This is a genomic window from Pseudomonas kitaguniensis (assembly GCF_049199985.1).
In the GTDB taxonomy this organism is placed as follows: domain Bacteria; phylum Pseudomonadota; class Gammaproteobacteria; order Pseudomonadales; family Pseudomonadaceae; genus Aquipseudomonas; species Aquipseudomonas kitaguniensis.
In genome coordinates this window covers 188,307-211,781 of record NZ_JBLZPT010000001.1, presented here as the reverse complement: position 1 = coordinate 211,781, position 23,475 = coordinate 188,307, and the positions used below count along the sequence as shown (strand labels likewise).

Annotated in this window: 21 protein-coding genes and 2 tRNA genes; 12 read left to right on the top strand and 11 right to left on the bottom strand. The window is 59.1% G+C overall.

Annotated elements, in window-relative coordinates; translation table 11 throughout:
• Window positions 1-23: 23 nt before the first annotated feature.
• The 8 genes from rpsP (at window position 24) to thrC (ending at window position 6,864) form a co-directional block, all read left to right on the top strand.
• Window positions 24-275 (top strand): 30S ribosomal protein S16, encoded by a 252-nt coding sequence (gene rpsP / locus ACOZK9_RS01025; protein WP_003175899.1) that lies wholly within the window; start codon window positions 24-26, stop codon window positions 273-275.
• Between the two features lie 5 nt (window positions 276-280).
• Entirely contained in the window at window positions 281-817 is a 537-nt protein-coding gene (gene rimM, locus ACOZK9_RS01020; RefSeq protein WP_122250659.1) for a ribosome maturation factor RimM, read from the top strand.
• Entirely contained in the window at window positions 799-1,572 is a 774-nt protein-coding gene (gene trmD, locus ACOZK9_RS01015) for a tRNA (guanosine(37)-N1)-methyltransferase TrmD (RefSeq protein WP_152746780.1), read from the top strand. The genes rimM and trmD overlap by 19 nt, the downstream gene beginning before the upstream one ends.
• 45 nt (window positions 1,573-1,617) lie before the next feature.
• A complete protein-coding gene (gene rplS / locus ACOZK9_RS01010) occupies window positions 1,618-1,968 on the top strand; it encodes a 50S ribosomal protein L19 (protein ID WP_003175895.1) in 351 nt (116 codons plus the stop codon).
• 155 nt (window positions 1,969-2,123) lie between these two features.
• A complete protein-coding gene (xerD, locus tag ACOZK9_RS01005; RefSeq protein ID WP_421555107.1) occupies window positions 2,124-3,020 on the top strand; it encodes a site-specific tyrosine recombinase XerD in 897 nt (298 codons plus the stop codon).
• Between the two features lie 165 nt (window positions 3,021-3,185).
• Entirely contained in the window at window positions 3,186-3,917 is a 732-nt protein-coding gene (locus tag ACOZK9_RS01000) for a thioredoxin fold domain-containing protein (RefSeq protein WP_152750118.1), read from the top strand.
• A 130-nt stretch (window positions 3,918-4,047) separates the two neighbouring features.
• Window positions 4,048-5,352, top strand: coding sequence for a homoserine dehydrogenase (locus ACOZK9_RS00995; RefSeq protein ID WP_099239813.1), 1,305 nt, complete (start codon window positions 4,048-4,050; stop codon window positions 5,350-5,352).
• 102 nt (window positions 5,353-5,454) lie between these two features.
• A complete protein-coding gene (gene thrC, locus ACOZK9_RS00990) occupies window positions 5,455-6,864 on the top strand; it encodes a threonine synthase (protein ID WP_152750122.1) in 1,410 nt (469 codons plus the stop codon).
• A 100-nt stretch (window positions 6,865-6,964) separates the two neighbouring features.
• Here thrC and ACOZK9_RS00985 read toward each other — a convergent pair whose 3' ends face one another.
• Entirely contained in the window at window positions 6,965-7,165 is a 201-nt protein-coding gene (locus tag ACOZK9_RS00985) for a hypothetical protein (RefSeq protein WP_152750124.1), read from the bottom strand.
• Window positions 7,166-7,477: 312 nt separating this feature from the next.
• On the opposite strand from ACOZK9_RS00985, the gene ACOZK9_RS00980 reads away from it, so the two are divergent.
• Complete coding sequence (locus ACOZK9_RS00980; protein ID WP_058414802.1) at window positions 7,478-7,762, top strand: DUF3509 domain-containing protein; 285 nt, start codon at window positions 7,478-7,480, stop codon at window positions 7,760-7,762.
• Window positions 7,763-7,932: 170 nt separating this feature from the next.
• Here ACOZK9_RS00980 and ACOZK9_RS00975 read toward each other — a convergent pair whose 3' ends face one another.
• On the bottom strand, window positions 7,933-8,817 hold the full coding sequence (locus ACOZK9_RS00975; protein WP_152750126.1) for a TIGR02285 family protein: 885 nt from the start codon (window positions 8,815-8,817) through the stop codon (window positions 7,933-7,935).
• Window positions 8,817-10,016, bottom strand: coding sequence for a CaiB/BaiF CoA transferase family protein (locus ACOZK9_RS00970; RefSeq protein ID WP_152750128.1), 1,200 nt, complete (start codon window positions 10,014-10,016; stop codon window positions 8,817-8,819). The genes ACOZK9_RS00975 and ACOZK9_RS00970 overlap by 1 nt, the downstream gene beginning before the upstream one ends.
• 149 nt (window positions 10,017-10,165) lie before the next feature.
• On the opposite strand from ACOZK9_RS00970, the gene ACOZK9_RS00965 reads away from it, so the two are divergent.
• Both ACOZK9_RS00965 and recJ read left to right on the top strand, forming a co-directional pair.
• The gene (locus ACOZK9_RS00965; RefSeq protein ID WP_122250654.1) at window positions 10,166-10,711 is read left to right on the top strand and encodes a YaeQ family protein; all 546 of its coding nucleotides are present in this window, start codon (window positions 10,166-10,168) and stop codon (window positions 10,709-10,711) included.
• Window positions 10,712-10,823: 112 nt separating this feature from the next.
• Window positions 10,824-12,533 carry a single-stranded-DNA-specific exonuclease RecJ gene (recJ, locus tag ACOZK9_RS00960; protein WP_421555106.1) on the top strand — a complete coding sequence of 570 codons (1,710 nt, stop codon included), beginning with the start codon at window positions 10,824-10,826 and terminating at the stop codon, window positions 12,531-12,533.
• Window positions 12,534-12,611: 78 nt separating this feature from the next.
• Here recJ and ACOZK9_RS00955 read toward each other — a convergent pair whose 3' ends face one another.
• From ACOZK9_RS00955 to ACOZK9_RS00940, 4 genes are all read right to left on the bottom strand, one after another.
• The gene (locus ACOZK9_RS00955; protein WP_152750130.1) at window positions 12,612-13,898 is read right to left on the bottom strand and encodes a virulence factor family protein; all 1,287 of its coding nucleotides are present in this window, start codon (window positions 13,896-13,898) and stop codon (window positions 12,612-12,614) included.
• Window positions 13,898-16,540: a bifunctional lysylphosphatidylglycerol flippase/synthetase MprF gene (mprF, locus tag ACOZK9_RS00950; RefSeq protein ID WP_058414796.1), complete on the bottom strand. Its 2,643-nt coding sequence runs from the start codon at window positions 16,538-16,540 to the stop codon at window positions 13,898-13,900. Before mprF ends, ACOZK9_RS00955 begins: the two co-directional genes overlap by 1 nt.
• 279 nt (window positions 16,541-16,819) lie before the next feature.
• Window positions 16,820-16,896 (bottom strand) — tRNA-Met (locus tag ACOZK9_RS00945).
• Window positions 16,897-17,103: 207 nt separating this feature from the next.
• A tRNA-Met gene (locus tag ACOZK9_RS00940) sits at window positions 17,104-17,180 on the bottom strand.
• A 280-nt stretch (window positions 17,181-17,460) separates the two neighbouring features.
• Between ACOZK9_RS00940 and dinB the strand changes: the two genes are divergently transcribed.
• Window positions 17,461-18,519 carry a DNA polymerase IV gene (dinB, locus tag ACOZK9_RS00935; RefSeq protein ID WP_058414795.1) on the top strand — a complete coding sequence of 353 codons (1,059 nt, stop codon included), beginning with the start codon at window positions 17,461-17,463 and terminating at the stop codon, window positions 18,517-18,519.
• Between the two features lie 64 nt (window positions 18,520-18,583).
• Here dinB and ACOZK9_RS00930 read toward each other — a convergent pair whose 3' ends face one another.
• The 4 genes from ACOZK9_RS00930 to ACOZK9_RS00915 all read right to left on the bottom strand — a co-directional run bounded on the left by ACOZK9_RS00930 (window position 18,584) and on the right by ACOZK9_RS00915 (window position 23,349).
• Window positions 18,584-19,537, bottom strand: a complete 954-nt coding sequence (locus ACOZK9_RS00930; protein WP_058414794.1) for a hypothetical protein — start codon at window positions 19,535-19,537, stop codon at window positions 18,584-18,586.
• 20 nt (window positions 19,538-19,557) lie between these two features.
• Window positions 19,558-21,273, bottom strand: a complete 1,716-nt coding sequence (locus ACOZK9_RS00925; protein ID WP_058414793.1) for a proline--tRNA ligase — start codon at window positions 21,271-21,273, stop codon at window positions 19,558-19,560.
• Window positions 21,274-21,398: 125 nt separating this feature from the next.
• Complete coding sequence (locus tag ACOZK9_RS00920) at window positions 21,399-22,931, bottom strand: AmpG family muropeptide MFS transporter (protein ID WP_058414792.1); 1,533 nt, start codon at window positions 22,929-22,931, stop codon at window positions 21,399-21,401.
• Between the two features lie 43 nt (window positions 22,932-22,974).
• Window positions 22,975-23,349, bottom strand: coding sequence for an MGMT family protein (locus ACOZK9_RS00915; RefSeq protein WP_421555315.1), 375 nt, complete (start codon window positions 23,347-23,349; stop codon window positions 22,975-22,977).
• Window positions 23,350-23,475: the final 126 nt, after the last annotated feature.

The following is a 23,475-nucleotide window of genomic DNA, read 5'->3' as shown; positions in this document are numbered from 1 at the left end:
CCGACTACAGGAACGATGTTCACATGCTAACAATCCGTCTTGCCCTTGGCGGCTCCAAAAAGCGCCCGTTTTACCACTTGACCGTAACCGACAGCCGCAACCCGCGCGACGGTTCGCACAAGGAACAGGTTGGTTTCTTCAACCCTGTTGCTCGTGGTCAAGAAGTTCGTCTGTCCGTGAACCAAGAGCGCGTAGCCTACTGGCTGAGCGTTGGTGCACAGCCATCCGAGCGCGTTGCAAAACTGTTGAAGGACTCGGCTAAGGCCGCAGCCTGAGCAATATGAACGCGACGCCAACTGTTGCTGATGATTTGATCGTTATCGGCAAGATTTACTCTGTTCATGGCGTTCGCGGCGAAGTGAAGGTGTATTCCTTTACTGATCCGACTGAAAACCTGTTGCAGTACAAAACCTGGACGCTTAGGCGCGAAGGCAGTGTGAAACAGGTCGAGCTGGTCAGTGGACGCGGGAGCGACAAGTTCCTGGTCGCAAAGCTCAAGGGTCTTGATGATCGTGAAGAAGCGCGTCTTCTGGCCGGTTATGAGATCTGCGTGCCGCGCAACCTGTTCCCTGAATTGACCGACGGCGAGTACTACTGGTACCAGCTGGAAGGTCTGAAGGTTATTGATCAACTCGGGCAATTGTTCGGGAAAATCGATCACCTTCTGGAAACCGGCGCCAATGATGTAATGGTGGTCAAGCCTTGCGCTGGCAGCCTGGATGATCGCGAACGCCTGTTGCCGTATACCGAGCAATGCGTGTTGGCTATCGACCTGGCAGCAGGCGAGATGAAGGTGGAATGGGACGCGGACTTCTAAGCGTGGCTAATTTGCGCATTGAAGTGATCAGTTTGTTTCCCGAGATGTTTTCCGCCATCAGCGAGTACGGCATCACCAGTCGGGCGGTGAAACAGGGGCTGTTGCAGCTTACCTGTTGGAACCCGCGAGACTACACGACGGATCGGCATCACACTGTGGACGATCGCCCATTTGGCGGTGGCCCGGGCATGGTGATGAAGATCAAGCCCCTGGAAGACGCATTGGTTCAGGCCAAGGCCGCCGCCGGGGAGAAGGCGAAGGTAATTTACCTGTCCCCTCAAGGCCGTCAGCTGAAACAGGCTGCGGTACGCGACATGGCGAATGAGGAAGCATTAATCCTGATTGCCGGTCGCTATGAAGGCATTGACGAGCGGTTTATTGAAGCTCATGTCGATGAAGAGTGGTCGATTGGGGACTATGTTCTGTCTGGCGGCGAGCTGCCGGCGATGGTCCTGATAGATGCGGTTACACGACTGCTGCCTGGAGCTTTAGGGCATGCGGACTCCGCGGAGGAAGATTCCTTCACGGATGGTTTGCTGGATTGCCCGCACTACACCCGACCGGAGGTGTATGCGGATCAGCGTGTTCCCGACGTATTGCTAAGTGGCAATCACGCACACATCCGGCGTTGGCGTTTACAGCAGTCCCTTGGTCGGACCTATGAACGACGCGCCGATCTTCTGGAAAGCCGCTCGCTTTCTGGAGAAGAGAAGAAGCTGCTCGAGGAATACATCCTCGCGCGGGACGATAGTTAACAACGTATCGATGGTAGGTCCATTGACTTACCTTAGGAGCACAGCATGACTAACAAAATCATCCTTGCACTCGAAGCAGAGCAGATGACCAAAGAAATCCCTACCTTTGCCCCGGGCGACACTATTGTCGTTCAGGTGAAAGTGAAGGAAGGCGACCGTTCGCGTCTGCAAGCGTTCGAAGGTGTTGTTATCGCCAAGCGTAACCGCGGCGTAAACAGTGCTTTCACCGTGCGTAAAATCTCCAACGGTGTTGGCGTAGAGCGTACTTTCCAGACCTACAGCCCGCAAATCGACAGCATGGCCGTTAAACGTCGCGGTGACGTACGTAAAGCCAAGCTGTACTACCTGCGTGACCTGTCTGGCAAAGCAGCTCGCATCAAGGAAAAACTGGCTTAAGCCCAGCTTCCCGATGCAGAAAAAAGCAGCCTGCGGGCTGCTTTTTTGTGCCTGAAATTTGTCACTTTGCCGTTCATCCAGGTATTCCCCCTGTGGCAGCGGGCTTGCTCGCGATAGGATGTCACCGACAACACCTCTTCCACGCTTGAGCGCCTATGCCCGCCATCGACCACCCGCTGATTGACCGTTTCCTCGATGCCCTGTGGCTGGAAAAAGGCCTGTCCGACAACACCCGTCAGGCCTATCGCAGCGACTTGGCCCTGTTCAACGGCTGGATGCAGGAGCAAAACCTCGAACTGATCAATGCCGGCCGTGAGCTGATCCTCGATCACTTGGCCTGGCGCCTGGAACAGGGCTACAAACCCCGTTCGACTGCGCGTTTTCTTTCTGGCGTGCGTGGTTTCTATCGCTACCTGTTGCGCGAGAAACTGATCGCCGTCGACCCGACGCTGCAAGTCGACATGCCGCAACTCGGTAGACCATTGCCTAAATCCCTGTCGGAAGCTGACGTGGATGCCTTGCTCGCCGCGCCCGACTTGAGCGAGGCTATCGGCCAGCGCGACCGCGCCATGCTTGAGGTGCTGTACGCCTGTGGCTTGCGGGTCACCGAGTTGATCAGCTTGACCCTGGAGCAAATCAACCTGCGCCAAGGCGTGCTGCGCGTGATGGGCAAGGGCAGCAAGGAGCGGCTGGTGCCGATGGGCGAGGAGGCAATCGTCTGGGTCGAGCGCTACATGCGTGATGCTCGCAGTGAATTGCTCGGCGGGCGCCCCAGCGATGTGCTGTTCCCCAGCCTGCGCGGCGAACAGATGACCCGTCAGACGTTTTGGCACCGTATCAAGCACCAGGCCAAGGTCGCCGGGATCAGCAAGAGCCTTTCGCCGCACACGTTGCGCCATGCGTTCGCCACGCATTTGCTCAATCACGGTGCTGATCTGCGGGTGGTGCAAATGCTGCTCGGGCACAGCGACTTATCCACCACGCAGATTTACACCCATGTGGCGCGGGCACGTCTGCAAGAGATGCATGCCAAACATCATCCGCGCGGGTAAAAGTCTGTCGGAAAAGGCCCAATTTGCTTGTCGCAGTCTGCCCCCCGGCCCAACTGTGGTAGGCTTCGCCGGTTAGTTAAGGGGACGGTCTGACTTGTGTTTACAGCGCCTGGTTTGCATACCGGTGTTGCGCACCCGTCCCTGCATCTGCCTTCAGGAGTTCCCATGCGCTTGACCCAGATTATTGCCGCCGCAGCGATTGCGTTGGTTTCCACCCTTGTCGTCGCCGACGACGCTGCCGAGCAAACCATTCGCAAGAGCCTGGCCGCGCTGCAGCTCGACACGCCGATCGAAAGTATCAGCACCAGCCCGATGGCCGGCCTGTATGAAGTCAAGCTCAAGGGCAGCCGCGTGCTGTACGCCAGTGCCGATGGCCAGTACATCGTTCAGGGCTACTTGTTCCAGTTGAAAGACGGCAAGCCGGTCAACCTCACCGAGCAAGCCGAGCGCTTGGGCGTGTCCAAGCTGATCAACGGTATTCCGGTGGCTGAAACCGTGGTTTACCCAGCGATCGGCGAAACCAAAACCCATATCACGGTGTTCACCGACACCACCTGCCCGTATTGCCACAAGCTGCACGCCGAAGTGCCTGCGCTGAACAAGCTGGGTGTGGAAGTGCGCTACGTAGCCTTCCCGCGCCAGGGTCTGGGTTCGCCCGGCGACGAGCAGTTGCAGGCGGTATGGTGCTCGACCGACAAAAAAGCGGCGATGGACAAGATGGTCGATGGCAAGGATATCAAGGCGGCCAAATGCGCCAACCCGGTTTCCAAGCAGTTTGCCTTGGGCCAGTCAATCGGTGTGAACGGTACTCCGGCCATCGTTTTAGCTGACGGTCAGGTGATTCCGGGCTACCAGCCTGCACCACAAGTTGCCAAACTGGCACTGGGCGCTAAATAAACCAGCATCGTCGAGCCTTTGACGATCATGGCCCGCCGACAGATCGACGGGCCATTAATTGAAAGCCGCAGTGATGCGGCTGTTTTTCCGCGACCGACCCAGTGTCGGTCGTTTCATGGGGAGTTCTTCAGTGAAACCGGTCAAAGTTGGCATCTGTGGGTTAGGGACCGTCGGTGGCGGCACCTTTAACGTACTTCAGCGTAATGCTGAAGAAATTTCCCGCCGTGCAGGGCGCGCGATTGAAGTGGCGCAAATTGCCACACGCTCGCCAAAGCCTCAGTTCCAAACGACCGGTATTGCGATTACCAACGATGTTTTCGCCATTGCCACCAACCCTGAAATCGACATCGTCATCGAACTGGTCGGCGGCTACACCGTCGCCCGCGAGCTGGTGCTCATGGCCATCGAGAACGGCAAGCATGTGGTCACCGCCAACAAGGCGCTGATCGCCGTGCACGGCAACGAAATCTTCGCCAAGGCGCGTGAGAAGGGTGTGATCGTTGCGTTCGAGGCCGCTGTGGCGGGTGGTATTCCGGTGATCAAGGCGATCCGTGAAGGCCTGTCGGCCAACCGTATCAATTGGGTCGCCGGCATCATCAATGGCACCGGTAACTTCATCCTCACCGAAATGCGCGAAAAAGGCCGCACGTTCGAAGACGTGTTGGCTGAAGCCCAGGCGCTGGGTTATGCCGAGGCCGACCCGACGTTTGACGTGGAAGGCATCGACGCGGCGCACAAGCTGACCATCCTGGCGTCCATTGCCTTTGGTATCCCGCTGCAGTTCGACAAGGCCTACACCGAAGGCATCACCAAGCTGACCACTGCCGACGTGAACTACGCCGAAGCCTTGGGCTATCGCATCAAGCACTTGGGCGTAGCGCGCAGCACATCGGCCGGTATCGAGCTGCGTGTGCACCCGACGCTGATCCCGGCTGACCGCCTGATCGCCAACGTCAACGGTGTGATGAACGCGGTGATGGTCAACGGCGACGCTGCCGGTTCGACCCTGTTCTACGGCGCTGGCGCCGGCATGGAACCGACCGCGTCGTCGGTGATTGCCGACCTGGTGGACGTGGTTCGCGCCATGACCAGCGACCCGGAAAACCGCGTGCCGCACTTGGCCTTCCAGCCGGATTCGCTGTCGGCCCACCCGATCCTGCCGATCGAGGCGTGCGAAAGTGCTTACTACCTGCGCATTCAGGCCCAGGACCATCCGGGTGTGTTGGCGCAGGTTGCCAGCATCCTGTCGGAGCGCGGCATCAACATCGAGTCGATCATGCAGAAGGAAGTCGAGGAGCAAAACGGCCAGGTGCCGATGATCCTGCTGACCCATCGCGTGCTTGAGCAGCACATGAACGACGCCATCGCCGCCCTGGAAGCCCTGCAAGGCGTAGTCGGCCCGGTGGTGCGGATTCGCGTCGAACATCTAAATTAATTCAGCTGCAAGCGCAGGCGGCAGGCCTCAAGTAGAAGCAAATCTGCTTTAACTTGAAGCGTGTCACGTGAAGCTTGAAGCTCAAACCAAAGGTTTGCTCCTATGCGTTACATCAGCACCCGCGGCCAGGCACCGGCCCTGAATTTCGAAGACGTTTTGCTCGCAGGCCTTGCCACTGATGGCGGCCTTTATGTACCGGAAAACCTGCCACGCTTTACCCAGGAAGAAATCGCTTCCTGGGCTGGCCTGCCGTACCACGAGCTGGCGTTCCGGGTAATGCGCCCGTTCGTCACCGGCAGCATTCCGGATGCGGATTTCAAAAAGATTCTTGAAGAGACCTACGGCGTATTTTCCCACAGCGCTATCGCCCCGTTGCGTCAACTGAACGGCAACGAATGGGTGCTTGAGCTGTTCCACGGCCCGACCCTGGCGTTCAAGGACTTCGCTCTGCAACTGCTCGGTCGCTTGCTCGATTACGTGCTGGAGAAGCGCGGCGAGCGCGTGGTGATCATCGGCGCGACCTCCGGTGATACCGGCTCGGCGGCCATCGAAGGCTGCAAGCACTGCGAGAACGTCGACATCTTCATCCTGCACCCGCACCAGCGTGTGTCTGAGGTGCAGCGTCGCCAGATGACCAGCATTTTTGGTGAGAACATCCACAACATCGCCATCGAAGGCAACTTCGATGACTGCCAGGAAATGGTCAAGAACAGCTTCGCCGACCAGAGCTTCCTCAAAGGCACACGTTTGGTGGCAGTGAACTCGATCAACTGGGCGCGGATCATGGCCCAGATCGTCTACTACTTCCACGCGTCCCTGCAGTTGGGCGGCCCGGCGCGTTCGGTGTCGTTCTCGGTGCCGACCGGCAACTTCGGCGATATTTTTGCCGGTTACCTGGCGCGCAACATGGGTCTGCCGATCAACCAGTTGATCGTTGCCACCAACCGCAACGACATCCTGCATCGTTTCATGAGCGGCAACCAGTACGCCAAAGAGACCTTGCACGCAACGCTGTCGCCGTCGATGGACATCATGGTCTCGTCGAACTTCGAACGCCTGTTGTTCGACATGCACGGTCGCAACGGTGCAGCGATTGCCGGTTTGATGGACACCTTCAAGCGCGGTGGCGGTTTCAGCGTCGAACAAGAGCGCTGGACCGAAACCCGCAAGTTGTTCGACTCCCTGGCCGTGGACGATGCGCAGACCTGCGAAACCATCGCCGAGGTTTACGCCCAGACCGGTGAGCTGCTGGACCCGCACACCGCTATCGGCGTGAAGGCCGCACGCGAATGCCGTCGTAGCCTGGACATACCGATGGTGATCCTGGGCACCGCCCACCCGGTAAAATTCCCGGAAGCGGTGTTGAAGGCTGGCGTTGGCAAGGCGCTGGAATTGCCCGAGCACCTGGCTGACCTGTTTGAGCGTGAAGAGCGCTGCACCGTGCTGGCGAATGACCTGAAGGCTGTGCAGGCGTTTGTCAGCCAGCATGGCAACCGGGGTAAGCCGCTGTAAGGCAAACCGCTGGCGCCTTGGCGCAGACAAGAACGCCGCTTTCCCTTCCTTGGGTCAGCGGCGTTTTTCGTTGTTGGCAGGCCCGGCTGTGCTCAGTCGGTTACGTAAGTATTTTAATGGCGAGGGCCAGCACTGAGCTGAACACTGTAAACATGGCCATGACGACTCCCAGCGGGTACCAGAAATTTTCACGGGTTATTTTGTGGGCTTCGGCGTTGAGTTTTCGTTGCTCCGCATAGATGCGTGTTATGTCAGCGTGAATTTTTTCTATTACAGCCTGCTCTTTGTCGTGTTGCAGCATCATCTTCATCCTTCTTGATGGGGCCTTTTGACATGCGCTCTGCCTGCCAGGCAGGTCGGTCGGCGCTCACTGAGTATAGGATTCGCCTACGGTCTCGGCGCCCGGCAACCCCCAAAACAACCGCCCATTGCGTAAGCAGTTATGTGGATGCGTTTTCTGACTGTCATGTTGCAAGCGCATGCTGGTTCTCGTCACTCCCCGAAGGCCGCACAAAGACGAAAAAGCGAACTTTCCTACGTCATAACCAGTCACTTAGGAGAGATGCAGCTCCCGTTGAAACGCATGTTTGCGAACTATTGAGTGGTGATCGAAATGGAAAGTATCAGCCTATTGCTCGAAGAAGCACTGAGCCCTTATCAGGTTACGCTGACCACCTGCGGTGCGCAGGGCGATTGCCTGGTGACGGTGAAGAGTCCTGCTGGCGCCATTGTGGTCGAGCGCGAAGTCGACCAGGCGCAATTGATGGATAAACGTGTACTCGTGGATGTGGTCGACTGCTTGCTGCGTGACCTGAAAATTGCCGAGGGCCGCCTGGAGCCTTCCGTCATTGCAGCCTTGCGCAATGCTGCGCAAACCCGCGGCGGCGCCTTGGCATGAAGAATTGTTTAATCGAGGAAACTTCCTGCAGCATGGCCGGTCAGATTTCGTAACAGCAAGAGCAAACATTGTGCTCCGGTGTTTGTGGCTTGTTGTACTGGTCATTGTAGGCCACGTTTAACCCCGAAGTGTCTCCCCACGCTTCGGGGTTTCTTTTTGCCTGCGATTTGTCAGGGCTCCGGGGAATCTTGGAAAAAGCTCGGGTTGTCGAGCAAGTAGCGTTCCCGCATGACCGGGTCCAACCATGCAGCGTAGGATTGCTGCAGCTGTTGCTGGGGGATGTCGCTTAACACCTGATTGATTCGCTGCATGGCCTCGCGACCTTGAGGCGTGTCTGAGCAACCGATATGCGTAAGCTGGTAAGGCGCAGAGCCTTTGATGGGATAGAACATCAGGTCGTGGGCGGCGATGTCCTGTTGCGCAGCGTGGTAGCGGATTTCCGACGCGTAACCCAACACCACCTCCAGTCGCCCCAGACGCTGCATTTGCAACAGGCTGCCCAGCGCATCATTGCCGTAATGCAGGGCCAATGTGTCTGGGGCGGCGCCTTTGAGCTGGTCGTCGATGAAGGGGCCATAGCTTCGTTCGGCGGTGGCGCCAACGCGCGCGTCAGGCGAGTCAAGAAAGGCCTGCAGGTCAAATTGGTCCTCGACAATAAACGGCGCCATTTTATCTAACTGGCTGCGTCGCACTGTTACGCCGTTGGCCACCGAGACGTAAGCCAAGTCGGAAAACACCATGTACTTGGCCCGGTCCGCTGTCCACAGCACTGACGGATCACAGGTGAGCGTGGGGTCGCGCAGCATTTGAATGCTGCGGGCACGGTTGACGTGCATGACTTGGTGGCGGTATTCCGGCAGACGCTTGGTGAGCATCAATAACAGTTGGTCCAGCGCGCCCTGACCCTTCTGTGGCCCCTCAAAAAGCGTGATGGGCGGCAGGTCGCGCAGCAACCAGATCAATGTGTCTTCGGCCTGTGCCGAGAGCGGCAATATTGCGCCTATCGCGCCGGCTAGGCACAGAGGAAGGAGTCGTCGTCTGCGCGGACTGGCCATCAGATCGCGCCATCCTCACGCAAACGCTTGATGGCTGCGGCGTCGTAACCCAGCGCGTTGAGCAGCATGCTGTTGTGCTCGCCCAGTTGCGGCCCAACCCATTCACAACTGCCCGGTGTATCCGAGAGTTTGGGCACGATCCCGGGCATCTTGAAGTCCTTGCCGCCGGGTAGCTTGGCCTGAAGAAACATCTCCCGCGCCAGAAACTGTGGGTCACCCAGCATGTCTTCGGCGCTGTAAATGCGGCTGGCGGGTACTTCGGCTTGGTTGAGCTGCTCAACCACGTGGTCCACCGGCAACGAATTGACCCAGCGATCAATCACGCCGTAAAGCTCATCGCGGCGGGCGTCACGTCCATCATTGCTGGCCAATTGCGCGTCGTTGGCCAAGTCTTCACGGCCGATCGCCAACATGAAGCGTTTAAAGATCGCGTCACCGTTGGCGCCGATTTGCACGTGCTTGCCATCAGCACTGGTGTGGATGGAGGAGGGCGTAATACCCGGCATGATGTTGCCGGTGCGCTCGCGAATAAACCCGAACACGTCGAACTCCGGGATCATGCTTTCCATCATCGCAAAAATAGCCTCATACAGCGCCACATCCACCACTTGGCCGAGGCCGCCGTTGACTTCACGATGACGCAGCGCCATCAGCGCGCCGATCACGGCCCACAACGCCGCAATCGAGTCGCCGATGGAAATTCCGGTGCGCACCGGCGGGCGGTCGGCGAACCCGGTGATGTAACGCAAGCCGCCCATGGACTCGCCCACCGCGCCAAACCCCGGCTGGTCCTTCATCGGCCCGGTCTGGCCAAACCCCGAGAGACGCACCATCACCAGCTTCGGGTTCAGTGCGTGCAAGGTTTCCCAGCTCAAACCGAGCTTTTCCAGTACGCCGGGGCGAAAGTTTTCGATCAGAATGTCGGTGTCTGCCAGCAACTGTTTGAGAATCGCCAGGCCGTCCGGATGCTTGAGGTTAAGTGTCAGCGACTTTTTGTTGCGTGCCTGTACAAACCACCACAGCGAAGTACCTTCATACAACTTGCGCCATTTACGCAGTGGGTCGCCGCCGTCCGGGGATTCGACCTTGATCACGTGCGCGCCGAATTCGGCGCAGATGCGTGAGGCAAAGGGGCCAGCGATCAGGGTGCCCAGCTCGACGACTTTCAGGCCAGCAAGTGGTTTGGCATTAATCGACATGAGGTTCCTCATCAAACGAGCGGCGGTGGTGTGATGCCTTTTAACATAGGCGAGTGACACAGGTATAAGGATGATGCAGCGCAGTATTCGTTGAATGACCTCGCCATCGGTTAGACTGGCCGCCTTTCCCTGTCTCTAGAAGCCCGTTCATGGCCCAGCCGTCCACGACCTACAAATTCGAACTGAACCTCACCGACCTCGACCGTTCGGTGTACGAGAGCGTCAAACAGACCATCGCCCGCCACCCTTCCGAAACCGAAGAGCGCATGACAGTGCGTCTGCTGGCCTACGCGCTGTTTTACAACGAGCAGTTGGCGTTCGGTCGTGGCCTGTCAGATGTGGACGAACCGGCGCTGTGGGAAAAAAGCCTGGATGATCGGGTTTTGCACTGGATCGAAGTCGGTCAGCCCGACGCTGATCGCCTGACCTGGTGTTCGCGCCGCACCGAACGCACCAGTTTGCTGGCTTACGGCAGCCTGCGCGTGTGGGAAGGCAAAGTAGTGCCCGTGGCCAAAAACCTGAAAAACGTGCACATCGCCGCCGTGCCGCAGGAAATCCTCGAAACCCTGGCCAAGGACATGCCTCGCGTTATCAAATGGGACGTGATGATCAGTGAAGGCACACTCTTCGTCACCGATGACCGTGGCCAGCATGAAGTCCAGCTGGAATGGCTGGTCGGCGAGCGCGACGAATAGAAGCAGCTGCAAGCTTGAAGCTACAAGCTACAAGCTACAAGCTACAAGCTACAAGCTTGAGGCTTGAGGCTTGAGGCTTACGTTTCCCCTATAGAGAACTTCCCGACGTCCCATGCGTATTGATCCTCGCCCGTTGCCCGCTGTACTGCCGTTTCTCGGTGAATTGCCGCCGCTGTTGACCCGTCTCTACGCCGCGCGCGGGGTGCAGTCGGAAGCCGAGTTGGACAAGAGCCTGGCGCGGTTGATTCCCTATCAGCAGCTCAAGGGCATCGATGCGGCGGTGGACCTGTTGGTGACGGCCCTGGAGCAGCGCCAGCGCATCCTGATCGTCGGTGACTTCGACGCCGACGGGGCCACTGCCAGCGCGGTCGGTACACTGGGCCTGCGTTTGCTCGGTGCGGCGCATGTCGACTACCTGGTGCCGAACCGCTTTGAGTACGGCTATGGCCTGACCCCGGAAATCGTCGCGGTAGCGCTGCAGCGTGAGCCGCAGTTGCTGATCACCGTGGACAACGGCATTTCCAGCGTCGAAGGCGTGGCGGCGGCCAAAGCGGCGGGGTTGCAGGTGTTGGTCACCGACCATCACTTGCCGGGCGATGAATTGCCGGCGGCAGACGCCATCGTCAACCCGAACCAGCCCGGTTGTGAGTTCCCCAGCAAGGCGCTGGCCGGTGTCGGCGTGATCTTCTACGTGCTGATGGCCTTGCGCGCGCGTTTGCGCAGCCTGGGCTGGTATGACAGCAAGCCCCAGCCGAACATCGGTGAACTGCTCGACCTGGTGGCGCTGGGCAGCGTCGCCGACGTGGTGCCGCTGGACGCCAACAACCGCATCCTGGTCTATCAAGGCCTTGAGCGTATTCGCGCCGGTCGCGCTCGGCCCGGCATCAAGGCGATTCTCGAAGTCGCCAAGCGCGACCATGCGCGCATTACCTCCACCGACCTCGGTTTTATTCTGGGGCCACGGCTCAACGCCGCCGGGCGCCTGGATGATATGAGCCTGGGCATCGAATGCCTGCTCACCACTGACGTTGCGTCCGCACGCGAGATGGCTGCGCAGCTTGACGGCATGAACCAGGACCGCAAATCCATCGAACAAGGCATGCAGCGTGAGGCGCTTGCCCAGCTTAAGGACCTGCCGGTGGAGTCGATGCCTTACGGCCTGTGCCTGTTCGACCCGGAATGGCACCAAGGCGTGATCGGTATTCTGGCGTCACGCATGAAAGAGCGTTACTTCCGCCCGACCATCGCCTTTGCGGATGCCGGTGATGGCCTGCTCAAGGGCTCTGGGCGCTCCGTGCAGGGTTTTCACATCCGTGATGCGTTGGCGGTAGTGGCAAGCCAGCACCCCAACCTGATCGCCAAATACGGCGGCCACGCGATGGCGGCGGGTTTGACGCTGCCTGAAGCGAATTTTCCGTTGTTTGCCGAAGCCTTTGATGCCGAAGTGCGTCGGCAACTGCGTGAAGAAGACCTCACCGGGCGCCTGCTGACCGATGGCACGCTGGCGGTGGAAGAGTTTCATCTGGAGCTGGCGCGCGCACTGCGACATGCCGGGCCGTGGGGGCAGCATTTTCCCGAGCCGCTGTTTCACGGTGTGTTTCAGTTGGTGGAGCAGCGCGTGGTAGGCGAGAGGCACCTTAAAGTGGTGCTCAAGAGCGAATGCGGGTCTGTGAAGCTTGATGGCATTGCGTTTGGCGTGGACCGTGAGGTCTGGCCCAACCCGACGGTGCGTTGGGTTGAATTGGCCTACAAGCTGGACGTGAACGAGTTTCGTGGGCAGGAAACCGTGCAACTGATGATTGCGCACATCGAACCGCGCTAGTTATTGGCCACGCCCCAAAACCAACTGTGGGAGGGACCAAGGTCTCTCCCACATTTTTGATTGATGCAAACCTCAGGCTTACTCGGTTTTATCCTTGGCCTGATGCTTCACGATGATGTCCACCAAACGCTTGGCCAGCGCCGGGTAGTTTTCATCAAAGTGATGCCCGCCCGGCAGCTTCATCGCCTCACCAACAGCGGTCTTGTCGGTGCAGCCACTCTCGTCGACTTCTTCGGCACCGTAGATGCACACCACTTTGTCAGCCGGCAGCTTGGCCATTTCCGGGCCGGTAGCGGCTTCTTTGCCGGCGTTGCCCAGCCAGCCTTCCACTTCGATTTCAAAGCTGCCGGTGCGCGCGAACGCGAGCAGAATGATGGCATCGACGCGTTGCTGTTCGTTTTCCGGCAAGCGGTTGTAAATCGCTGGCAGTACGTCGGCACCGAACGAATAACCGGTCAGCACGAAGCGCTTGGTGCCCCACTTCTGACGGTAATGCTGCATCAGTTCGGTGAGGTCTTTGGCGCTTTGCTCCGGGGTTTTGTGCTGCCAGTAATAGCGCAGGGTGTCGATGCCGACTACCGGGTAGCCGATCTTGGCCATTTCACCGGCCACGTCGCGGTCCAGGTCACGCCAGCCGCCGTCACCGGAAAGGAACAGCGTGACGGTGTCTTTAGCCTGGCCAGCCGGTACTTCGACCACAGGAATCGCCAGGCCGCCGTTATCCGAACCGACAAGCTGCTTGCGCAGTTCGTTGTTCAGCACTTGCGGGTAGTGAATGTCGTAGTCGCTGATGCTGGTGGTCGCGCGCGGTGTGTCGCGTACGAAACTGGCGCTTTCATCGTCCGGGTTATCGTTCCACGCCACCAGCCAATTGCCATGCGCGGCGGTTTTCGGCAGCGGGTCCTTGCACCCTTCCTGCACCAACGCGAAGCCAACAGAGATCGCGTTGGCCTTGTCGTCGTTCTGCGTGGCCAGCCAGCGCCAGGCGAGTGCCGCGCCAGGGCCGATGCCGCTGACCAGCGTCGCCGGGCCTTTAAGTTGGGCCAGTGCGCTTTGCAAGGCTTGTTCTTGCAACGCGCAGTCATCTTTGGGCAGGATCACTTGAACAATTTGCGCCGCGCCGCCTTGGCTCAGCGCGATCAGTTGGCTGTCGGTGAGGGTTTCATCGGCCATAACGGCCACTGCCACACGGGCTTTGGCAGTGCCTGCCGGGGTGACGCGGGTCATCACCGAACCGTCGGCCTGGGGCAGTTGCTCCAGCGCCGGTTGCGCGGCAGGGCGCTTCATGTACCAGAAGCCACCCGCCGAGATCAGCGCAAGCAGCACCACAAAGGCTAAGACATACCGCCAGGAGCGTCGAATCATCAGCGTTTCACCAATCCAGTCAAGCCGCCCGCAATCAGGGCGGCGGTATCAGCCAGTGCCACCAGCGGATCAAGTCCTGCGGGCACGGCCATATAACGGGGTTCCCAGTCAGGCTGGAACTTGTCTTTGAAGCGGCGTAAACCTTGGAAGTTATACAGTTGCTCGCCACGGCGGAACACCATCGAACCCAGGCGCTGGGTCAGTGGCGCGCCACGTCGTGGTTGCAGGCCCGACAACGGCACCATGCCGAGGCTGAAGCGGGCGTAGTCGTGGTTCTTATAATGTTGAATCAGGCCGACCATCATAAATTCCATGGTCAGCTTTGGCGCGTCAGGGTGCGCACGCATCAAGTCGAGGCTGGCCAGGTCGTGGTTGTAGGTCTCGAGCAGGTTGGCGAAGGCCACCGTGCGCCCTTCGAAGCGAATGATAGCGATGCGAAAGTGCTTGAGGTAGTCGTCGCTGAAGCGGCCCAAGGAGAAGCCCTTTTCGCGCACGTTCTTGCCGGTCAGCCAAGCATCCGAGATCACTTTGAGTTCGTCCATCGGCGCATGGCCCGGCTCGAAGATCTCCAGTGACAGACCGTCCCGCGTGCCCCGGTTCCAGGTGTAGCGCAGGTCCTTCATCTCTTTGCCCTTGGCTTCCAGGTCAAAGCGTTTCAGGTCGACGCGGGCTTCTTCGCCCAGCTTGATCGCGGTGAGGCCGATGTCCATGTAGTACGGCAGGTTCTCGGCGCGCACCTGATAGAACACCGGGCGGGCGTGATGGATGTCGCACAGGTCGCGGAACTGCCAGATCATCTCGGCGCGCGGTTGCGTTGGCCCAATCGGGTCGTACAACGCCACCAGGCTGCGACCGCGGCGCGCGTACATCAGAAAGGCTTCGTCGTTGGGGTGAAACAGCAGCGCCTTGTCACCGGTCAGCGCCAGGCCGCCATCGGGTTGGGATGAGGCCATCAGAATTTTAGTCGCGCGGGCCAGTTCATCCGGTGTCGGCAAGTGGATGATCGGGCGTGCAGTGCGCAGCAGCCAGGTCAGCGACACAATCACCAGCAGCACCGCTGCACCCAGCAATGAGCGCAAGCCACGTGGGGCGTTGGCGTCGAGGGTGAACTGCCACCACAGTTGATGGCTGTACGGCACGTCTTGATAGGCAAACAGCAGCAGCCAGATCGAAGCGCCCAGCACACACACGCTGGCCACCAGGTACAGCGGCGAGAATGGCAGCTCGGTCAGGCGGCTGGCGCGGTAGAACGAGCGACGGAAGATCGCCAGCAACACCGCGGTCATGATCATCAAGCTGGCTTCTTCCCAGTCGAAGCCTTTGAGCAACGACAGCAGGGCGCCGGTCAGCAGCAGCACCATGGTCAGCATCCAGGCAGCCGACAAGCGTCGACGCAGGCCTTGAGCGAGCAACAGGCACAACACACCGATCAGGCTGGCACCAAAGTGCGAGGCATCAATCAGGCGGTGGGGAATCAGGAAGCCGATGTTTTCCAGGCGTGAGTCGATTTCTGGCGTGGCGCCGGAAAACAGCAGAACCACGCCTGACAAAAAAACCAGCACAGCCAGCACCGGCGCGGCCAGGCCCGAGGCAACCCGCAAACTTTGCTGGGTCTGGAACAGGCGCTGAGCTTCGTTGACCAGCAGGAACACGCAGGCGATCAGCAGCGGCAGCACCACGTAGATCATCCGGTACAGCAGCAGGGCGGCAGCCAATGGCGCGGCACCGAGTTTGTCGGCGAATGCCGCCAGCAGAATCGCTTCAAACACACCCACGCCGCCCGGTACATGGCTGAGTACGCCTGCGGCCAGGGCCAGCAGGTACACCAGCAGGAACGGGCCGAACGGCGGCGCTTCGGGCAGCAGCATATAAAGGACGGTGGCGGCAGCGGCGACGTCCAGCGCGGTGATGATCAATTGCAGGAAGGTCAGGCGGCGGCCGGGCAGGCGCAGGGTGCGACGCCCAGCCTTGACCAACAGGTTGTCCGGGTAAGGTTGTTCCGGCAAACGGCGACGATAAATGCCGATGCACAGCGCGGCCGACAACAGCAGCACCGCACCGGCAATGCCACCGAGCAAGCCTTGCGATAAATGCAGGTAAGTCGATGCAGCCGGCAAGTTGCTCAGCGTGGCCAAGGCGGCCAGCGGCGGCAGGGCAGTGCCGAGGGCCAGGCTGGCGAACACGGTCATGTGCGCCACTTCCGAAGCCCCGATGCCATGGCGTGCATATAAACGGTAGCGCACCGAACCGCCCGAGAGCATCGACAGGCCGATGGCATTGCCGATGGCGAAGGCGGTGAAGCCACCCAGGGCCAGGGTCTTGGCAGGCAGTTTTACCCCGGCGTAGCGCGCGCCGGAGAATTCATAGCCCAGCAGAATGATAAAACCTGCGACGGCCGCGCCAAACGCACCCAGCAGGGCGGGCTTGGGCACTTCCAGTATCGAGTCGTGGAGGGCGTAGAGGTCCAGCTCCAGCAGCAAGTGTCGGCAGGCGATCAGGGCTATTGCGAACAGCAACAGGGTAACGCCCAGCCCGATGGGCTGACGGTACTTGCTCAACAGATCCAGCCAACGCAAACGGGTGGGAGTGATCGGTTGTGTCGCTGTGACAGTGTCTTGTGGTTCAGACGAGTTGGCGCGCATCAATCACCTCGTGGATTGTGCGCGACAGGATGGAGGTATCCAGCCAAGTTACCAATCCCTATGGACAAAATAATTACAAATATTAACGCTTATCGCCGGGTGGGGCGACAGCGGCCATTGGTCGTAGAGGGTAGCGCTTGAGCATTGAGCATAGCTTGCAATGACATGGACTCTACAAACCGCATACGGTTTCATGAAAGATGCCATGCCATTGTTTCAGAAGAGCTTTTTTATCAGATACAAAAAAGGCCACTCTTTCGAGTAGCCTTTTTTGATGTTTGGTTGCGGGAGCCGGATTTGAACCGACGACCTTCGGGTTATGAGCCCGACGAGCTACCAGACTGCTCCATCCCGCGTCTGTGGGCGGCATTCTACAGCGCAACGGCAGGGTGTCAACCGTTAATGGGCGAATAGGTCAAATAAGTGTGAATTAGCGGTTTCATGATGGCTGCGCGCGGTAAGTGCGGGACAGGCAAAGAATTTTTTGTCTTACAATTTTCTTACAGGTGAAAAATACACGCGCACAAAAAAGGCCACTCTTTCGAGTAGCCTTTTTTGATGTTTGGTTGCGGGAGCCGGATTTGAACCGACGACCTTCGGGTTATGAGCCCGACGAGCTACCAGACTGCTCCATCCCGCGTCTGTGTGTCGGCATTCTACAGAGGAATGCAGGTGTGTCAACCTGTGAATTGAAGAAAAGCGCTTGTGGTTCAATCGGTTAGCGCCGAGAAGCAGGCCGTGAAGTGGCGCAGGGCCAGTCGGGCCGAGGGTTTCAGCTCTATCGGTAGTCCAGGTTCGATTGAAAAAATAAATCCATCGGCGAGTTTTCCTACCGCTCAAACGGAAGATTCAAACTACTGGTGCTATATACAGGGGTGAGTGCGATACTGGCTGCCCGTAGGATTACACCCCCCGTTTATATGACGCAGCGCAAAATCATCCACGTCGACTGTGATTGCTTCTACGCCGCCATCGAGATGCGCGACGACCCCAACCTGGCGCAAAAGCCATTGGCGGTTGGCGGCTCGGCGGATCGCAGAGGCGTGATCGCTACCTGCAACTACGAGGCGCGAGCCTACGGGGTGCGCTCGGCCATGTCCTCGCGTCACGCCTTGAAGCTGTGCCCGGACCTGACCATCGTCAAGCCGCGCATGGATGCTTATAAAGAGGCGTCGAAGGAAATTCAGGCGATTTTTCGCGACTACACCGACCTGATCGAGCCGTTGTCGCTGGATGAAGCGTACCTGGATGTTTCTGACAGCCCGCATTTTGGTGGCAGTGCCACGCGTATTGCCCAAGACATTCGCCGTCGGGTCTCTAACCAGTTGCATATCACCGTGTCTGCGGGCGTGGCGCCGAACAAGTTTCTGGCCAAGATCGCCAGCGACTGGAAGAAGCCCAACGGCCTGTTTGTGATCACCCCCGATCAGATCGAAGACTTTGTGTCGCAGTTGCCGGTGAAGAAGCTGCATGGCGTCGGCAAGGTCACCGCCGATAAGCTCGCGCGCCTGGGCATTGAAGACTGCCTGCAACTGCGCGAATGGAACAAGCTGGCGCTGGTGCGCGAGTTCGGCAGTTTTGGCGAACGGCTTTGGAGCCTGGCGCGTGGAATTGATGACCGCGTGGTGCAGAACGACAGCCGTCGGCAATCCATCAGTGTCGAAAATACCTACGATGTGGACCTGCCGGACCTCTCAAGCTGCCTGGCAAAGTTGCCCGAACTGATGGAAACCCTCGCCGGGCGCATAGCGCGCATCGACAGCAGTTATCGCGCAGGCAAACCGTTCGTCAAAGTGAAGTTTCATGACTTTACCCAGACCACGCTGGAGCAAGCCGGGGCAGGGCGCGACCTGGAAAGTTATCAACAGCTGTTGACCCAAGCGTTCAATCGCGGCGGCAAACCGGTTCGGTTGTTGGGGATTGGGGTCAGGTTGCTGGACCTCAGCAGCGGTAACGAACAGCTCGAGTTCTGCTGGTAAAAACCGGAGCCCAAAAAGGTGGGAGCCCACTCCCACATTTGGATGTTTACTCGGCGCTGAACACTCAGCGCGCGCCGGGGTCCGCTACCAATCGCCCTGCATCCTTGGTCAGTGCTTGCAGGAATTCCTGCTGCAACTCGGGATCATTGCGCGTCAGTTCGATCAGGCTTTGTTCCAGTTCACTGGCTTCTTCTTCCAGACCCAACTCCGCCAAGCGCTTGACCCGGTGTACCCACTGGTTGACTTCGTCGTCTTCCAAGTCGTCGTAGATCAGCCCATGCGCTTCCAGCAACTTGCCGCGCAGGGTATTGCTGATCGCCAGGGTTGAGTCTGTGTGCACATCGTCCTGGCCATCTTCCACACTGATTTTCAGCGTGCTGACGCGGTTCAGGTCTTGTTCGGCAAACGGGCTGTCCAACAGGTTCAGGCGCAGTACGCCGTTGCGGTCGGTGGTCAGCTCATGGGTCTGCTTGCCGGCGGTGACCTGTACCGGGCGTTCGCTCCAGGGCAGGCTCGAATACTCCACACGCTTGTCGCGCTGGACTTCATCGATGCCCGCCAGGTTCTGTTGCGCACGGCCGTGGGATTGCACGTTCATGAACGGGTTGATGCCGTCCACGCCGTAGCTCAGCCAGTCGTGGGTCATGCTGGTGGGCAGGTTGCCGAGGGCAAAGATATTCGCCACGTTGGCTCCGGCGCCCGCCACCAATGCGACCGCGCCCAGCGGCATCTCATAGAGTTTGCGCCAGGGTTGGTAGGGCGTGTAACGATCGTAACGGCGGGTGACGTCGAATTCGGTGACCTCAAAGGTCTTTTGTTCGTGAATACGCACCCGGCGTTGCGGCAGGTCCAGCACTTTGGGCTCACCTACATCTATTTGCAGGCTGTGATCGAGCAATTTGCGCTCGACCCGCTCCTCGTGCTCACTGCGTTGCGACATCTGGTTGGCGCAGCCGCTGACGAGCAGGGCGCCGCACAAGGCGGCGCCCCCCAGGGCTCTGGTGTTTCGCTTGAACATGACTTCTCTTGATCTGGTTTTCAGCGACGAATACGCGCCTGAAGGAAAGACAGCACGTCAGCCACCGGCAACGGTTGGGCGCTGGCTTCGGTCCGGCTTTTGTATTCCAGGTTGCCATCGGCCAGGCCGCGGTCACTGACCACGATCCGGTGCGGGATGCCAATCAGTTCCATGTCGGCGAACTTGATGCCCGGGCTGGTTTTCTTGTCCCGGTCATCCAGCAACACTTCAAAACCGGCAGCCGTCAGTTCGGCATACAGCTTGTCGGTGGCTTCGCGCACTTGCTCGGTTTCATAACGCAGCGGCACCAGGGCGATTTGGAACGGCGCCAGGGTGTCACTCCAGATAATGCCGTTCTCATCGTTGTTCTGCTCGATGGCAGCGGCAACCACACGCGATACGCCAATGCCGTAGCAGCCCATTTCGAGGATGACCGGCTTGCCGTTTTCGCCCAGCACTTTGCAATTCATCGCCTGGCTGTACTTGTTGCCCAACTGGAAGATGTGCCCGACTTCGATGCCGCGCTTGATTTCCAGTGTGCCTTTGCCGTCCGGGCTAGGGTCACCGGCCACGACGTTACGCAGGTCGGCCACGGTCGGAACCGGCAGGTCGCGCTCCCAGTTCACGCCAAAGTAATGCTTGTCGTCGATGTTCGCGCCGATACCGAAGTCGCTCATCAGCTCGACCGAGCGGTCGATGATGATCGGCAACGGCAGGTTCAGCGGGCCGAGGGAACCGGCACCGGCGCCGATGGCGTCGCGCAGTTCGGCATCGCTGGCCATCACCAGCGGGCTGGCCACGCCTGGCTGCTGGGCGGCTTTGATTTCGTTGAGTTCGTGGTCACCACGGATCACCAGAGCGATCAGCTTGCCTTCTTCCTCGGCGCGCACGATCAGGGTCTTGATGGTCTTTTCAATCGGCAGATTGAATTTTTCCACCAGGGCCGCGATGGTCTTGGTCTCAGGCGTGTCTACCAGGCGCAGTTCTTCAGACGGCGCAGGGCGCGACGTTTCGCGTGGCACCGCTTCGGCTTTCTCGATGTTCGCCGCGTAGTCGGAACCGTTGCTGAACACGATGTCGTCTTCGCCGGATTCTGCCAGCACGTGGAATTCGTGGGAGCCGGCGCCGCCGATGGAGCCGTTGTCCGCTTCAACCGGGCGGAATTTCAAGCCCAGGCGCGTAAACACGTTGCAGTAAGCTTGGTGCATGCGGTCATAAGTGACCTGCAAGGACGCCTGGTCGGCGTGGAACGAATAGGCGTCCTTCATGATGAATTCGCGGCCGCGCATCAAACCGAAGCGTGGGCGGATTTCGTCACGGAATTTGGTCTGGATCTGATACAGGTTCAGCGGCAACTGTTTATAGCTGCTCAGCTCGTTGCGCATCAGGTCGGTGATGACTTCTTCATGGGTCGGGCCGGCGCAGAAATCGCGGCCATGACGATCCTTGAAGCGCAGCAACTCGGGGCCGTACTCTTCCCAGCGCCCGGATTCCTGCCACAGCTCAGCCGGTTGGGTGCTCGGCATCAACACTTCCAGAGAGCCGGCGGCGTTCATCTCTTCGCGAACGATCGCTTCGACCTTGCGCATCACCTTCAAGCCCATGGGCAGCCAGGTGTACAGGCCGGAGGCCAGTTTGCGGATCATGCCGGCGCGCAGCATCAGCTGGTGGCTGATGACGACCGCGTCGGAAGGCGTTTCTTTCTGTGTGGCGAGCAAATATTGACTGGTACGCATGGTAGGCCGTTGTCGGTTGCTTGGACTTGAAATGACTTGGGATTGTACGGGCGCTGGCTGCTGGAGTACAGGCATCAGAATGCACAGGGGTATGTGGGAGCTGGCTCCCACATTGACGCGGTGTGTCAGTCTTCTTTGGGAGGATTCAGCCGAATTCGGCGGTTTTCCTGAAACCAGTGCAAGGCAATCAGAAACAACGTCGGCAGCCCCAGCAAGCAGGTGATCAGGAAGAAATTGTGGTAACCGAACTTCTCTACCATCACGCCCGAATACCCACCTATCAAGCGTGGCAGCAACAGCATGATCGAGCTGAGCAGTGCATATTGGGTCGCGGAAAACTTGAGGTTGGTCAGGCTCGACAAGTAGGCGACAAACGCCGATGTGGCCAGGCCCGAGCTGAAGTTATCCAGGGAAATAGTGAAGATCAGCATCTGCAGATCGGGGCCCATGTCGGCGAGCATCACGAACAACAGGTTGGTGCCGGCCGAGGCGATGCCGCCGATAAACAAAATCGGCAAAATGCCGAACCGCACAATCAGCAGGCCGCCCATACCAGCGCCGAGCAAGGTCATGATCAGGCCGAAGATCTTGCTGACCCCGGCGATCTGGTCCTTGGTAAAACCCTGGTCGATGTAGAACACGTTGGCCATCACGCCCATCACCGTGTCGGACATGCGATAGGTGGCAATCAGCCCGAGCAGCAGCAACGCCTGCCAGCGGTAGCGCAGGATAAAGTCGTTGACCGGCGTTAATACCGGCGCCAAACCCCGACGGCCCATGGCCGACAGGCATAGCGCGGTGAGGATGATATAGAGGATGGCGCGCAGGAAGGCGCGATCTTCCATCAGCAATTCCCACAGGCTGACGCCGTGGAACAGCACGCTGGCGAAATCGGTGTTGTACAGCTGGGTGAACATCGCCGGGACTGATACCAGCAGCACGATCAGCACAAACACCGACACCAACTGATGCACGAAGGTGTAGCGACCTGCCTGCAATTGGGTGCGCAGTGGCACATTCGGTTCGCGCATGAACAGGGTGGTCAACAGCGCCGGAATCATCAGCAGGCCGAACAACACGTAAGTGCCGGTCCACGCCGAGTGTTTGTAGTTAAAACCCGTCGAGCCGAAGCCTTCGGCAAAAAACAGTGCACCGGCCGTGGCCAGCAGCGCGGCGATACGATAGCCGGACATATAGCTGGCGGCGAGTGCAGCCTGGCGGCTGTCGTCGGCGATTTCCAGGCGATAGGCGTCCACCGCGATGTCTTGCGTGGCCGAAGCGAACGCGACAATTACGGCAATGGCGATCAGCCAGGACAGGTGTTTTTGCGGGTCGCAGAACCCCATGCCGATCAACCCGAGGATCACCAGCGTCTGGGCCAGTACCAGCCAGGAACGACGGCGTCCGAGTTTACCGAGCAGCGGCAGGCGCCATTGGTCGAGCAGCGGCGACCAGACCCATTTAAAGGCGTAGGCCAAACCGATCAGGCTCGCATAGCCGATGGTCTCGCGGGCCACACCGGCCTCACGCAACCACACCGAAAGCGTCGAGAACACCAACATGTAAGGCAAGCCGGCGGCGAAGCCGAGCAACAACAGGACCAACGTCGAGGGGCTGGCATAGGCGGCGAGCGCGGCGCGCCAGGTTTTACGGGGCATGGGCTGGAGTCTGCCTCAGGTTTGCGGAAACAAAGCGCGCACTCTAACCGCTGTCCTCTACCGGGCGCCAGCCATGACGCTGAATATCAACGCGATTGTTCAGGATACTGACACCTTCGCCGCGTAAACGCGCACGTTGCTCGTCGCCTGAGGCACTGCCTACCGGCAAACTTATCCGACCGCCGGCACCCAGCACCCGATGCCAGGGCAAGCGGGTGTCCTCGGGCAGTTGGCTCAGCGTACGCCCGACCCAGCGGGCGGCGCGGCCGAGCCCGGCGAGATGTGCCAACTCGCCATAGCTCACCACGCAACCTGCGGGCACTTGCGCCAGGGTCAGGTAGAGCGCCGTGCGGCGGATGTCGGCAGGGCTTTGCGGGGGTTCTGCGGGTTGCTTCACTGTGGGTATATCCGTTGAAATTGTCTGCGTAATTGTAAGAAACGTCTGTAAATAGGCGCCTGAGCAGTGAACCGAATACAAATACCTGAGTCAGTGGTTGCTAAGACGTTATCTAACACGATAATGCTGCCCTTTTTGTCAAACTTG

What these genes read in the sequence shown, in the direction of transcription:
- rpsP (WP_003175899.1), top strand. Translation starts at nt 24, where the DNA reads ATGCTAACAATCCGTCTTGCCCTTGGCGGCTCCAAAAAGCGCCCGTTT.
- rimM (WP_122250659.1), top strand. Translation starts at nt 281, where the DNA reads ATGAACGCGACGCCAACTGTTGCTGATGATTTGATCGTTATCGGCAAG.
- trmD (WP_152746780.1), top strand. Translation starts at nt 799, where the DNA reads ATGGGACGCGGACTTCTAAGCGTGGCTAATTTGCGCATTGAAGTGATC.
- rplS (WP_003175895.1), top strand. Translation starts at nt 1,618, where the DNA reads ATGACTAACAAAATCATCCTTGCACTCGAAGCAGAGCAGATGACCAAA.
- xerD (WP_421555107.1), top strand. Translation starts at nt 2,124, where the DNA reads ATGCCCGCCATCGACCACCCGCTGATTGACCGTTTCCTCGATGCCCTG.
- ACOZK9_RS01000 (WP_152750118.1), top strand. Translation starts at nt 3,186, where the DNA reads ATGCGCTTGACCCAGATTATTGCCGCCGCAGCGATTGCGTTGGTTTCC.
- thrC (WP_152750122.1), top strand. Translation starts at nt 5,455, where the DNA reads ATGCGTTACATCAGCACCCGCGGCCAGGCACCGGCCCTGAATTTCGAA.
- ACOZK9_RS00985 (WP_152750124.1), bottom strand. Translation starts at nt 7,165, where the DNA reads ATGCTGCAACACGACAAAGAGCAGGCTGTAATAGAAAAAATTCACGCT.
- ACOZK9_RS00980 (WP_058414802.1), top strand. Translation starts at nt 7,478, where the DNA reads ATGGAAAGTATCAGCCTATTGCTCGAAGAAGCACTGAGCCCTTATCAG.
- ACOZK9_RS00975 (WP_152750126.1), bottom strand. Translation starts at nt 8,817, where the DNA reads ATGGCCAGTCCGCGCAGACGACGACTCCTTCCTCTGTGCCTAGCCGGC.
- ACOZK9_RS00970 (WP_152750128.1), bottom strand. Translation starts at nt 10,016, where the DNA reads ATGTCGATTAATGCCAAACCACTTGCTGGCCTGAAAGTCGTCGAGCTG.
- ACOZK9_RS00965 (WP_122250654.1), top strand. Translation starts at nt 10,166, where the DNA reads ATGGCCCAGCCGTCCACGACCTACAAATTCGAACTGAACCTCACCGAC.
- recJ (WP_421555106.1), top strand. Translation starts at nt 10,824, where the DNA reads ATGCGTATTGATCCTCGCCCGTTGCCCGCTGTACTGCCGTTTCTCGGT.
- ACOZK9_RS00955 (WP_152750130.1), bottom strand. Translation starts at nt 13,898, where the DNA reads ATGATTCGACGCTCCTGGCGGTATGTCTTAGCCTTTGTGGTGCTGCTT.
- mprF (WP_058414796.1), bottom strand. Translation starts at nt 16,540, where the DNA reads ATGCGCGCCAACTCGTCTGAACCACAAGACACTGTCACAGCGACACAA.
- dinB (WP_058414795.1), top strand. Translation starts at nt 17,461, where the DNA reads ATGACGCAGCGCAAAATCATCCACGTCGACTGTGATTGCTTCTACGCC.
- ACOZK9_RS00930 (WP_058414794.1), bottom strand. Translation starts at nt 19,537, where the DNA reads ATGTTCAAGCGAAACACCAGAGCCCTGGGGGGCGCCGCCTTGTGCGGC.
- ACOZK9_RS00925 (WP_058414793.1), bottom strand. Translation starts at nt 21,273, where the DNA reads ATGCGTACCAGTCAATATTTGCTCGCCACACAGAAAGAAACGCCTTCC.
- ACOZK9_RS00920 (WP_058414792.1), bottom strand. Translation starts at nt 22,931, where the DNA reads ATGCCCCGTAAAACCTGGCGCGCCGCGCTCGCCGCCTATGCCAGCCCC.